Below are 12486 nucleotides of genomic sequence, written 5' to 3'. Positions count from 1 at the left end.
TGTGAACCTTTGCGCCCATCCCGCGCGGCACCACCGAAAACCACGACAGAACGGTTCTTGCGTCATCTCTGTCAAGTATTTCGCCTGCGGCACGATCTATTGCGCTCGCGTAACCCTGTCGTTACGATCCCCCGCACCAGACTTCCGGCCCTTACCGCAGAGCACTCGCCCGAGCACTCACCCGAGTGCCCGACGGCCGCGCGGGCGGCGGGAGTTGACAGCCGATCGGAGGAGTCCAGATGGGTGTCACACGCCGGGTCTTCCTGCAAGCCGCCATAGCGGCCACTGCGGCAGGAACCCTAGGTGTCGCGGAGACCGCCGCCGCGGGCAGCGCGACAGCGGCCAGCGGGCCGGGAGACGTGGTCGGGAAGGTCACGGTCGGCTATCAGGGCTGGTTCGCCTGCATCGGCGACGGCGCCCCGATCAACGGCTGGTGGCACTGGACGCAGAACTGGGGCCAGACCCCGTCACCGTCCAACACCGGCATCAGTAGCTGGCCGGACATGCGCGAGTACACCCACACCTACCAGACGGGATACGCCGCCCTCGGCAACGGCCAGCCCGCGACGCTCTTCTCGTCCTACGACCAGCAGACCGTCGAAACGCACTTCCAGTGGATGCAGCAGTACGGCATCGACACCGCCGCGCTCCAGCGCTTCAACCCCACCGGCGGCGAAGGCCCGACGCGCGACGCGATGGCCACCAAGGTGCGCAGCGCGGCGGAGTCGCACAGCCGGAAGTTCTACATCATGTACGACGTCACCGGCTGGACGAACATGCAGTCCGAGATCAAGACGGACTGGACCAACAAGATGAAGGCCCACACGGCCTCCTCGGCGTACGCGACGCAGAACGGCAAGCCGGTCGTCTGCATCTGGGGCTTCGGCTTCAACGACAACAACCACCCGTTCAGCACCGACGCCTGCATCGACGTCATCAACTGGTTCAAGGGACAGGGCTGTTACGTCATCGGCGGGGTGCCGCGCGAGTGGCGCACCGGCGGCGCGGGCACCCGTACCGGCTACTCGGACGTCTACCACGCGTTCAACATGATCTCGCCGTGGATGGTCGGCGCGATCGGCAACGCGGGCGACTCCGACAACGCCTACAACACCTACACCGTCGGCGACGAGGCCGACTGCGCCGCGCACGGCATCGACTACCAGCCGTGCGTCCTGCCCGGTGACGTCTCCGGACGGCAGCGCGCGCACGGCGACTTCATGTGGCGGCAGTTCTACAACGTCTGCCGGGCCGGGGTGCAGGGCATCTACATCTCGATGTTCGACGAGTACAACGAGGGCAACCAGATCGCCAAGACCGCCGAGTCCCAGGCGTGGACGCCCACCAACTCCGGCTTCCTGGCGCTGGACGAGGACGGCACGGCCTGCTCCTCGGACTACTACCTGCGGCTGACCGGCGACGGCGGCAGGATGCTCAAGGGCCAGATCGCCCTCACCGCGGTCCGCCCCACCCCGCCGCTGGTCTCCGGCGGCGGCGACACCGTACCGCCGACCGCGCCCGGCACGCTGCACGTCACCGGGCACACCGACACCACCGCCGCGCTGGCCTGGACCGCCTCGACCGACAACGTCGGCGTCACCGGTTACCGGGTCATGCGGGTCACCGGCTCCACCAGCACCCAGGCGGGCAGCGCGGCGGGCAACGCCACGACCGCCACCGTCACCGGGCTCAGCCCGTCCACCGCCTACACCTTCACCGTCCAGGCCCTCGACGCGGCGGGCAACGTGTCCCCCGCGTCCAACCAGGTCAGCGTCACCACCGACGCGACGACCGTGCCGCCGGGCACCAACCTCGCCCTGGGCAAGGCCACTTCGGAGAGCAGCCACACCCAGGTCTACGGCTCGGGCAACGTGGTCGACGGCGACCCCAACTCGTACTGGGAGAGCAACAACAACGCCTTCCCGCAGTGGATCCAGGTCGACCTCGGCCTCACCACCACCGTCAAGCGGCTGGTGCTCAAGCTGCCGCCGCCCACCGCCTGGAGCACCCGCTCCCAGACCATCTCCGTACAGGCCGGCCCCAGCGTCCCGCTGACCACCCAGATCCCCGCGCAGAACTACACGTTCAACCCCGCGTCGGGGAACTCCGTGACGATCAACCTGCCGTCGGCGGTCACCGCGCGCTACGTGCGGCTGAACTTCACCGCCAACACCGGCTGGCCCGCCGGGCAGCTCTCCGAACTGGAGGTCTACAGCGCCTGACCGGAGTGTGACCCGCGCCGTTCGTGTTGCCGTCGGCGCGGGTCACGGCGCATGACGGTCGCACAGCGCGTCGTCGGTGAGCGCCTCCACCGCGCGATTGACCTTGTCCTGGTCGATCAGCGCGGTGGTGGTGGTCACCGACACCGTCACCGCGCGGCGGCCGTCGGCGCTCACGGCGGGCCGGGTGTACACGCCGAAACCGTCGCCCTCGTGCTGGTAGTAGACGCCGCCGCAGCTCAGCGGGACCACGCGCAGTCCGAGCCCGTAACCGCCCTGCCTGCCGGACGGCGGCACCGGCAGATCGTCGTACGGCACCGTCTCGCGCATCTCCCGCCACTGCTCGGCGGGCAGCAGCTCGCCGGTCGCGAGCGCCCGGAAGAAGGTGTTGAGGTCGCCCGGCGTGCTCACCACTCCGGAGTCCGCCGTGTGCTGGAAGCTCAGCTCGGTCGCGTCGAGCACCCCGCCGTCGGGAGTGTCCACGGTCACCCGCTCGTGCGGCCCGACCAGGAACGGATTGTCGCCGGGGATGTACGTGTGCCGCAGCCCCAGCTTCGCGATGACGCGGTGCTCGACCAACTCCCGCCAGGTGGCGCCCGATCCGCCCGCCTTCCGCTCCGCCCTGTCGTTCGCCCTCTCCGCGATCATCGCGGCCAGCAGGTAGTTGGTGTTGGAGTACGCCCACTGCCGGGCCGTACCCGCAGGTCCCGGTGTGAACAGCGGCGGGTGGCTCATCGCGATGGCGACGAGTTGCGGGGCCGGAGTGACGTCGTAGCGGTTCTCGTCGAAGTGGTGGAAGAGCCGGTCCTGGACGGACGGGTCGGCCACGTAGTCGTAGAGCCCGCTGGTCTGTCGCAGCAGGTCCCGCACCGTGATCCGCGAGCCGTCGTTGCCGTGGCCGCGCACCACGCCGGGCAGCCAGTGCTCGACGGTGTCATCCAGCGACAGCCTGCCCTCGGCGGCCAGTTGGAGCACCACGACCGCCGTGAAGGTCTTGGTGGTGCTCGCCGCGCGGAACTCCGGCTCCCACGGGACGGGCTCCTTGGAGCCGCGTCCCGCCGTGCCGAACCGCGCCCGCAGCGGCCCGTCCGGGGTGTCGACCCGCGCCACGACATTGACCTGGCCGTCCCCCGCGGCCCGCACCGCGGCGAGGTCGCCGCGCAAGTCCCCCTGCCCGTAGCGGTGTTGGCCGCCCGAGCCGTGCGCGGGCACCGCCGCCAGCGCGGATGCGGCCAGGGCCACCGACCACGCCGCCACGATCGTGCGCTTCCCCGACAACGACACCTTCATGACGGCTCCCCGTTGGACGACCCAGGCCCGCCCCGTGCGGACTCCGTCCATCCAACCCGCGCCGCGCACCATGATCGATGGAGCTGTCACCCGAACGCCGGGTGGGGACAACCCCCGGTCCGGGCCGCCGACAGCGGGTCAGCGGCGCGGGCAGATCACCAAGTGGTAGGCGGGCAGGGCGGCGACGGGCCGGTGGCAGTCGAACCGGCCGCGAATCGTGTCCGCCGCCTCGGGCGCGACCTGGCCCAGCGGGAACCAGAACGTGTCGAGCACGGCGTAGCGCGAGGCGGGGTCGCTCAGGCAGCGCAGATTCTCGCGGTAGCTGACCTGACGGGTGATCGACCGGTCGTAGCGCGTGCGTTGGAGGAAGTCGGGCGTCGGGTAGCGGCAGTGCGTCGGGTTGCCGAGCAGATAGCCGATGTCGCCGAACGCCAGGTACGTGACGGGGGTGTCCGCGCCGATACGGTGCCGGACGCCGGCCAGCCACTGGGTCAACTCGTGCCGGGTGTCGGCGCGTTCGAACGAGGTGAAGGTCGAGTGCCGGGTGTCGTACGAGTACGGCGTCGTCGGCCACACCGGGATCGCCAGCGCGAGGAGCAGGGCGAGGGCGGGGACGGAGCGGAGGAGGAGGCCGGGAGAGGGTGCGGGTACCGGCACCTGTCCGCGTACCTGTCCGCGTACCTGTACTCGTACCCGTGCTCGCCCGCGCAGCGAGGCCGTGAGCAGCGTCGCCACGACGACCGCCGAGACCAGCGTGTACGCGGCCGTCTCGTGCGCGTGCCGCCAGTTCCAGGACTGCCCGGCGATCAGGGGGACGGCGACGCCGAGCAGCAGGGCGCCGGCGAGCAGCGGCGGGTCGGGGCGGCGGGCGACGGCGAGACCGCACAGGGCGGCGGCCAGCACCGGAAGCGCGGCCAGGTGGTACTGGAACCACTGCCCCTGCACCACCAGCGCGGCCAGCACGCCCGCGACCCCGGCCGCCGTCAGCAGCGGCCACGCCCAGCGGGCGGCGCGGGACGCGCTCCCGCGCGCGAGCAGCACCACGGCGGCGGGCAGCAGCGCCACCACCGGATTCATCAGCGCCTCGGTGCCGACCGTGGTGATCAGCGCGTGCACGTCGGCGGAGTGCAGGCCGTTCTGCAAAGGGGTGTTGGGGTTCAGCGCGGACAGTTCGTTGAACCACCGCCACTCGCGCGGCTGCACGAGGATCGCCAGCGCGAAGCCCGCGGGGGCGGCGACGGCGGCGGCCGCCGTGGTCAGCCAGCCGCGCCTCCGGTCCAGGACGAGGAGTGCGCCCAGCGGCAGCAGCGCCGTGGGCGCGGTCGTGTACTTCACCAGCACCGCGAGCGCGACCAGCACGCCGCCGAGGCCGACGGCCACCCAGGTGCGGCGCGGCGCGAGCGCGGCGGCGAGACCGGCCACCGCGCACAGCACGGCCACCCACTCCGGCTGGAGGAAGTCCCAGGCGGGCGCGAAGAGCAGCGCGAGCCCCACGGCTCCCGCCACCGCGTTCGCCTCGCGGCGCGGCAGGTGGCGGGCGAGGCCCTGGCGCAGCCACCACACGACGGCCGCCGCGACGACGATCACCAGCAGCCGTATCGACGCCTCACGCACGGCGACCGGCCCGGCGGTGAGGTGGTCGAGCCACGACAGCGGCCAGCGGTACGCGAGCGGCCGGTGCACGAAGGTGCCGGACGCCGGAATCCCGCCGCGCCCGCTCGCCCGCATGCCGCCGAGGACGTACCGCACGTCGTGGTTGAGCCCGCTCCAGCACATGGCGGCGACGGCGGCGAGGCCGAGGAGGGCCGCGGCGAGGCGCACGGGGAGGGGGTACGGGGTGGTCGTGCGGTCGGGGCCGCCGTCGCGGTCGCCTTCGTCGGGGCCCCGGGGCGTCGGGACCGCTTCCGGGCGGGCGTCCCGGCCCGGCGCCCGGTCGGTTCCGGGGGCCGGCCGCGCGGAGATCCCGGCGCCGTCGTCGATGTCGGGAACGGAGGTCACGGCCGCTGACACTAGCCGCGCGCCCGCGCGGTACGGCGGGGTTGGCCGCCTCGTACGCCGAATGTTCAACGGAATTTACGCGGGTGTTCGCGGCGGGCGCGTGATGTGAGCCGTTGGGGCCTGCGGCCGGGCGACGTGGGCGCGTACGGTCACCGCTCGTACGGCTGGTGCTGGTGCTGGTGCCGGTGCCGTCTCCGCTCGTACGGCCCGCGCCCGCGCCGCCCGTGGCCGGAGCGCCGCCCTGAGCCCGTACGGCCCCTGTCCGTACGGGCTCACGCCTCACGCGGGCGGGCGCAGCCGTCAGTTCGCGGTGTCCGCCAGCGTCGCCTCGTCGACCAGCCCCATCCTGATCGCCTTGACGACGGCGCTGGTCCGGTTCGTGGCGTCGAGCTTCAGCAGGACGCTGCTCACCAGCCGTTTGGCGCCGTGCTCGGAGATCAACAGGCGCCTGCCGATCTGCTTGTTGCTCAGGCCGCGCACCAGCAGCACCAGCGTCTCGTTCTCACGTGACGTCAGCGCCCCGCGCCGTTTCACCGGGGCCGCTGCCGCTGCCTGTTGGATGAGGCTGCGGCCCAGCTCCACGGGAATCGCCATCTCCCCGGCCGCCAACTGGTCGAGAGCGCGGGCCATTCCGGCCGCCGACAGGTCCTGCCGGATCAGATAACCGTCGGCGGGCAGCCCCGCCAGGTCCCCCGTCTGATGCTGCTCGATCACCAACAGCAGCCGTGGTGAGGGGTTCTCACCCCCGGCGCCCCCGGCGCCCCCGACGGTCCCGACCCTTCCGGTCTCCCCGGTGCTCCCGGCTTCCCCGACGACCTTCCACAGCCGCCGGTTGGTAGCGGTCAACACCGCCACATCGGGGGCGTGTTCGCGCACCTTGCCGATGAAGTCGAACTCGTTCGCCGCGAAGTACGTCTCCACGCCGGTCGCGAGACCCGACATGATCGCCTGCACCCCGAGGCGCAGGATCTGGTCCTCCATGAACAACACCACGCGGAGCCGCGCGGGAAACGGCATGCGACGCGAATGGTGGAGAATTTCCGAAGTCATAAGTCCGCCCGTGTCTCTTCCGAGTAAGAACCACATCGGCGGCCTGCCCCCGAGCGGGCGCCTTTCCACAACGCGACGCCACCCCGACCGGCCGAAAATGGCCAACGAGGGCGACTGCGGGAGCACTTACGGGCCTGAGCGTTCCCCATCGCGTTCGATCACACCTGGTACTCCCCTGGTATCCACCTGGCATGGCAGGAGCCCACGCCCGGTAGCAGGTGATCACATTTTTGCCTCATTACGCTACCAACGGTTAACGTCACCGGTCAACCAACTCGGAACCCCGGCGTCCGCCGAACCGGAGCGGGGCGTACCGCACTTGAGCGGGCGAGACCTCGACGCGGGCCCGTGCGGCACCAGTTGACCGGCCGCTTGGGCAGTCGCGCGAGCAAGCGCCTGAGCGTCTGCCTGAGTGACTGCCTGAGCCACTGCCTGAGCCACTGCCTGAGCGACTGCCTGAGCGACTGCCTGAGCGACTGCTTGAGCGACTGCTTGAGTGATCGCGCGAGCTCACGTGTGCGCCTACTTGAGCAGCCGGGACATCCGCCGGTCCGCCAGCGGCTTGCCGCCCGTCTGGCACGTCGGGCAATACTGCATCGCCGAGTTGCTGAAGGACACCTCGCGGATCGTGTCCCCGCACACCGGACACGGCTCGCCCTTGCGCCCGTGCACCCGCAGTCCGCTCTTCTTCTCCGACTTCAGATCGCGCAGCGGCAGCCCGCGCGACCGCTCGACGGCGTCGGCCAGCGTCGTACCGACCGCGTCGTAGAGCGTGGCCACCTCGTCCTCGGTGAGCGTGGCGGCCAGCTTGTACGGCGACATGCGCGCCGCGTGCAGGATCTCGTCGGAGTACGCGTTCCCGATCCCGGCGATCACGCTCTGGTCGCGCAGCACGCCCTTGATCTGGCTGCGCTTGCCCGCCAGCAGTTCGGTGAAGGCCGTGAGGGTGAAGTCGGCGGCGAAGGGGTCGGGGCCGAGGCGCGCGACGCCCGGAACGTCCAGCGGGTCCCGTACGACGTAGACCGCGAGGCCCTTCTGGGTGCCGGCCTCGGTGACGTCGAAGCCGGTTCCCTCGCCGCCGGTCGTTCCGGCCCTGCTTCCGGCTTCGTCTCCGGCCCCGTTTCCGGCGTCGGTTTCGGTGTCGCTTCCCGCTGCCGGGGTGAGCCGTACGCGCAGTGCCAGCGGTCCCTTGCCGGGGCGCGGCGGCGCGTCCGCCATCTTCTCCGTCCACCGCACCCACCCGGCCCGCGCCAGGTGGATCACGAGGTGCAGCTCCCCGGCCGTGAGATCGAGGAATTTCCCGTGCCGCCCCACGGCGTCGAAGGTCCGCCCCTCCAGCGCTCCGATCGGCGGGTCGTACGTCTTGAGCGCGTGCACGGCGACCGGGTACACCCGCTCGACCGTACGGCCGACCAGCTGCTCGGCCAGGAACCTGCTCAGGGACTCGACCTCCGGCAATTCAGGCATACCCCCAGTCTGCCCTGCCGCCGCCCGACCCGCCCCGGACAGACCGCCGCCCCGGGGTGTACGGCCCCGGGGCGGCGCGGGACAGCCGGATCAGGCGGGCTGGAGTACGGCGAAGGTCGCGCCCGAGGGGTCGGCGAACCAGGCGATCCGGCCGATGCCCGGCACGTCCACGGTCGGCACCAGCACCGTCCCGCCCGCGCCCTGGACGCGGGTGACGATGTCGTCCGCGTCCGCCACGTCGAAGTACGGCACCCAGCGCGGGCTCACACCCTCCTGCGCGGCCGTGATGCCGCCGAAGGCCGTGTTCCCCTGGTCACCCTCGGAGGTCGAGACGAACGTGTACGGCGCGTCACCCACCTGTGTGTCCGCCCCCCGCCAGCCGAACAGCCCGCGGTAGAACTCCAGCGCCGCGGCCGGGTCCGCCGTCTGGAGCTCGACCCACCCCAGCGACCCGTACACCGACGTGGTCTCCAGCCCCTTCAGTGCCTTCGGCTGGAAGAGCGCGAATTCCGCCCCGCCCGGATCGGTGACCGCCGCCATCCGCGCCGCGTCCCGCGCGTCGAACGGCTCGGCCCGCACCGCCCCACCGGCCTGCGCGACCGCCTTCGCGGTGGCCTCCACGTCCGGCGTCTCGAAGTACACCGTCCACGCCGGGGTCGCCCCCTCGTCCACCAGCGGCCCCAGCGCCGCCACGATCTTCCCGTCCTTCTGCAAGGTTCCGTAACTCCCCGCGTCAGGCCCCGCCGGGTGGAACGTCCAGTCGAACACCGCCCCGTAGAACCCTGCCGCGGCCACCGTGTCCTTCGCCGCGATGTCGACCCATGTGGCCGATCCGAGAATGGAATCCGTGGTGAGCATGCTGACGTGCCTGCCTTCCGTCATCAGTTCAAACCCATGGGCCAGAAGCCCCACCCCATCGTATACACGGTATACACCCCCTCGCCCCCGCTCACCCAAACCCCATCCCGTCGGAGGGGTGGCTCAGGCCATTGGTGACGTGCGGGTCGGCGCCGGTGGGCGAGTACGGGGGCGCCGGGCGTTCGTGGATCCGGAATCGGGCTCGCGCAGTGTCTTGGGCGCGATAAGTGCGCGCCGTGATTTCGCCGCGCCCGCCACCCTCGGCCGTCTGCTCGGACGGGGAGTTCAGACGGGAGTTCAGACGGGAGTTCAGACGGGAGTTCAGACGGAGAGTTCGGTGATGCTGAGGGCGAAGTCCAGGTTCCCCACCCCGTGGTTGGCGAGGCCCACCGTGATCACGCCCGCTCCTTCCAGCCAGTGGGCCATTCTCAGGCCGCCGACGTCCAGCGGGCGCAGTCCGAGGCTCTCGACGAACGCCTCCACGCGTGCCTTGGCCTGCGGATCGTCGCCGGCGAGGAAGACGTCGGGCCGGCCCTTCTCCAGGACGTGACGGAAGACGGTGTTGAACGCCTTCACCACGCTGGCGCCGGCCGGGGCCGCCTTGGCGACTTCCCGCGCGATCGAGGTCTCCTCGCGGTGGGCCAGCCCGTCGAACGTGGAGTTGAAGGGATTGCTGATGTCGACGATGACCTTGCCCGCGAGAGCGTCTCCGTACTGGGTGACGACCGGCACGACGCCGTCGTGCAACAGGGCCACGATGACGATGTCCCCGGCCGGGGCGGTGCCCCATTCCCCCGTCGTGGCGCCGCCGCCGAGAGCCTTGGCCAGGTCGGCCGCCTTGGACTGATCGCGGCCCATGACCTCGACGGTGTTGCCGCCCGCGATCGCGCGCGTACCGATCGTGCGGGCCATGTTCCCTGTGCCGATGATGCTGATGCTGCTCATGAGATGTCCTGCCCTGGTGGGTTGTTGTCCGGTTCAAACGGCGGTGGTGCCGCCGTCGGCGACGAGTTCCATGCCGTTGACGTAGCTGGAGTCGTCGGAGGCGAGGAAGAGGGCGGCGGTGGCGATTTCGGCGGGGCTGCCCATCTGGCCGCGGGGGATGAGGGACTCGAACTGGCGCTTGGTGGCCTCGTCGAAGAGTTCGGCCTGCTTGGCGGTGGCGACCTGCCCGGGGGTCAGGACGTTGACGCGGATGCGGCGGTCCTTGAGCTCGTTGAGCCAGACGCGGGCCCATGCCTGCTGGACGGCCTTGCTGCCGGCGTAGACGCTCCAGCCGGGGAAGCCGCCGAGGGAGGCATTGGAACCGGTCATGAGGATGGAGCCGCCGTCGTTGAGGAGCGGAAGGGCCTTCTGGACGGTGAAGAGGGTGCCGCGGGCGTTGAGCCCGAACCAGGTGTCGAACTGGGCCTCGGTGATCTCGCCGAGCGGGGCGGGCTCGCCCCCGCCGGCGCTGGCCCACAGCACGTCGAGGCTGCCCTTCTCCCGCTTGACGATGTCGTACAGGCGGTCCAGGTCGTCCAGGTCGGCGGCGTCGCCCTGGACTCCGGTGACGTTGCGGCCGATCTGCTTCACGGCCTCGTCCAGGGCGTCCTGGCGGCGCCCGGTGATGAAGACGTGCGCTCCCTCGTCGACGAACAGCTTCGCGCCGGCCAGTGCCATGCCGGTGGTGCCGCCGGTGATGACCGCCACCTTGCCGTCGAGCTTTCCCATAGCCGCTCCCTTGAGTCGGTGGTGCCGTGTGTGCCTGGGGCGACGGCGTTAAGTACACCGTCTTGTGTTCTTAACGTACGGGGCGGGCGGCCGGGGCGCAACTATGTACACCGTTCGTTACCTAGCTGCGGTACGGTGGACCCATGACGGAGTTGGAGAAGGGCCCCACGGGCCGCCGCCGCGGCCGGGGCGCCCGCGAGCGCATCCTCGGCGCGTCCCAGCAGCTGTTCCGCGAGCAGGGCATCAACCGCACCGGCATGAACGAGCTCTGCGCGGCGGCCGAGGTGTCCAAGCGCACGGCCTACCAGCACTTCGCCGGCAAGGACGAACTCGTCGCCGAGTACCTGCGCCGGTTCGACCCCACCGTTCTGTCCGGCGTGTTCGACCGCACCGACCTCACACCCCGCGAACGGCTCCTCGCCGCCTTCGACGTGCCCCCCACCACCCCCCTGTGCCCCTACATCGCCGCCGCCGTCGAACTCCACGACCCCGAGCACCCCGCGTCCCAGTACGCGCGCGACTACAAGAAGGCCGTCGCCGCGCGGCTCGCCGACACCGCCCGCGAAGCCGGCGCCGCCCACCCCGAACAGCTCGGCGAGCAGCTCGCGCTGCTCATCGACGGCGCCGCGGCCCGCACCCGGGTCCTCAACGCCGACGCCTTTCCCACCGCCGCCGCCATCGCCGCCGTCCTCATCGACAACGCCATCCCCGCCACGGCCGGCGATGACCGGCGATAACCGGCGACGGGACGACGTGCCGAGGTGACTCCGCACACGCGACACCAGCCGTGCCGGCCGGACCGGACCCCGAATCGCGGGCCGGCGATGAGTTCCGGCACGCGGTGAGGTCTTCCTGGGGACGTACGAACTCGGCCGAGCACGACCGGTAGGGAGACCCCAGCGTGAGCGACATCGTGGTGCAGAACATCGTCCGGCCCGACCGCGTGCTGTCGGGCTCCTGGCTTGAGGTGATCGCCTCGAATCTCGACTACCACCGGGCGACCTTCTTGTGGAAGTGCGAGGGCCTCTCGGACGCCCAACTGCGTCAACGCCCTCTCGGCTCCTCGGCGTTGACCCTCCTGGGGCTCATGCGCCACCTGCAAGGGGTCGAACGTGCCTGGTTCCAGCGGACCTTGGCCGAAATGGCGCCTCGCTTCTTCCCCTACCGGACCTACACCACCGCCGACGGCGACGAGTGGTACGACGAGTCGGACGCCACGTCCGCCGAGGACGTCTACGAGGACTACCTGGCGTCGTGCGAGGAGTCGCGACAGCTCTTCACGAAGGTGACCGCCGACCTCGCCCGCACCGTGCCGAACCCGGAATTCGGCGCCACCGACGTGCGCTTCGTCCTTGAGCACGTGATCGAGGAGTACGCCCGCCACCTCGGCCACGCCGATCTCCTCCGCGAGGCCATCGACGGCGCCACCGGCGAATAACCGACGCCCCCCACGGCACACCATCAGCAGAAGCCGCCCGGCCGACCACGGCCAGGGGCAGCGCGACCCGACGCCCACGCGAGCGTCATCCTCGCAGCCAGCCGGCCTTCTCCGGCCTCGCGGGAGCTGTCCTGGGGATCGAAGCCCGCCGCCGAGCAGTGACCAGCAGCAGGGTGCCCAGATGTCGCCGTCGCCGTTGTGGATAAGGACCGACGCGTTCAACGGGCCGGGACCTCCGTCCAACTCGGCGAATTGCCGTGCAGGCGGCCAGAGACGTCGTCGTGTGCCGCTGTCCAATTCGCAGCCGTCATGCCGAGCGGCCGGGCGGCCGGGGGGGGGGGGGGGGCCCCCCCCCCCCCCGGGGGGGGGGGGCGGGGGGGGGGGGGCCCCCGGGCCGGGCCGCGCCCCCCCCGCCCGCCCCCGGGGGGGGGCGGCCACCCCCCCCACCACCCA

The 12486-nt window shown here is 71.3% G+C and carries 10 protein-coding genes; 3 read left to right on the top strand and 7 right to left on the bottom strand.

The window, feature by feature from the left end; all coding sequences use genetic code 11:
• The first annotated feature begins 239 nt into the window (after positions 1-239).
• The gene (locus ACFZBB_RS00050) at positions 240-2222 is read left to right on the top strand and encodes a discoidin domain-containing protein (protein WP_391116208.1); all 1983 of its coding nucleotides are present in this window, start codon (positions 240-242) and stop codon (positions 2220-2222) included.
• Positions 2223-2264: 42 nt separating this feature from the next.
• Here ACFZBB_RS00050 and ACFZBB_RS00045 read toward each other — a convergent pair whose 3' ends face one another.
• From ACFZBB_RS00045 to ACFZBB_RS00015, 7 genes are all read right to left on the bottom strand, one after another.
• Positions 2265-3509, bottom strand: coding sequence for a serine hydrolase (locus tag ACFZBB_RS00045; RefSeq protein WP_391116206.1), 1245 nt, complete (start codon positions 3507-3509; stop codon positions 2265-2267).
• Positions 3510-3647: 138 nt separating this feature from the next.
• On the bottom strand, positions 3648-5507 hold the full coding sequence (locus ACFZBB_RS00040; protein ID WP_391116204.1) for a hypothetical protein: 1860 nt from the start codon (positions 5505-5507) through the stop codon (positions 3648-3650).
• Between the two features lie 300 nt (positions 5508-5807).
• A complete protein-coding gene (locus ACFZBB_RS00035; protein WP_391116201.1) occupies positions 5808-6488 on the bottom strand; it encodes a LuxR C-terminal-related transcriptional regulator in 681 nt (226 codons plus the stop codon).
• 591 nt (positions 6489-7079) lie between these two features.
• Positions 7080-8024, bottom strand: a complete 945-nt coding sequence (locus ACFZBB_RS00030; RefSeq protein ID WP_391116199.1) for a DNA-formamidopyrimidine glycosylase family protein — start codon at positions 8022-8024, stop codon at positions 7080-7082.
• Between the two features lie 90 nt (positions 8025-8114).
• The gene (locus ACFZBB_RS00025; protein WP_391116197.1) at positions 8115-8906 is read right to left on the bottom strand and encodes a VOC family protein; all 792 of its coding nucleotides are present in this window, start codon (positions 8904-8906) and stop codon (positions 8115-8117) included.
• Between the two features lie 297 nt (positions 8907-9203).
• Positions 9204-9827, bottom strand: a complete 624-nt coding sequence (locus ACFZBB_RS00020; RefSeq protein ID WP_391116195.1) for an NAD(P)-binding domain-containing protein — start codon at positions 9825-9827, stop codon at positions 9204-9206.
• 33 nt (positions 9828-9860) lie between these two features.
• Positions 9861-10595: an SDR family oxidoreductase gene (locus ACFZBB_RS00015; RefSeq protein ID WP_391116193.1), complete on the bottom strand. Its 735-nt coding sequence runs from the start codon at positions 10593-10595 to the stop codon at positions 9861-9863.
• A gap of 143 nt (positions 10596-10738) precedes the next feature.
• Here ACFZBB_RS00015 and ACFZBB_RS00010 point away from each other — a divergent pair, with 143 nt between their 5' ends.
• Together ACFZBB_RS00010 and ACFZBB_RS00005 are read left to right on the top strand one after the other, a co-directional pair.
• The gene (locus tag ACFZBB_RS00010; protein WP_391116191.1) at positions 10739-11332 is read left to right on the top strand and encodes a TetR family transcriptional regulator; all 594 of its coding nucleotides are present in this window, start codon (positions 10739-10741) and stop codon (positions 11330-11332) included.
• Positions 11333-11496: 164 nt separating this feature from the next.
• Positions 11497-12033 (top strand): DinB family protein, encoded by a 537-nt coding sequence (locus tag ACFZBB_RS00005; RefSeq protein WP_391116189.1) that lies wholly within the window; start codon positions 11497-11499, stop codon positions 12031-12033.
• Positions 12034-12486 lie beyond the last annotated feature (453 nt).

It is taken from the genome of Streptomyces sp. NPDC008139, assembly GCF_042957025.1.
In the GTDB taxonomy this organism is placed as follows: Bacteria; Actinomycetota; Actinomycetes; order Streptomycetales; family Streptomycetaceae; genus Actinacidiphila.
This window is presented reverse-complemented; position numbering and strand designations above follow the sequence as displayed.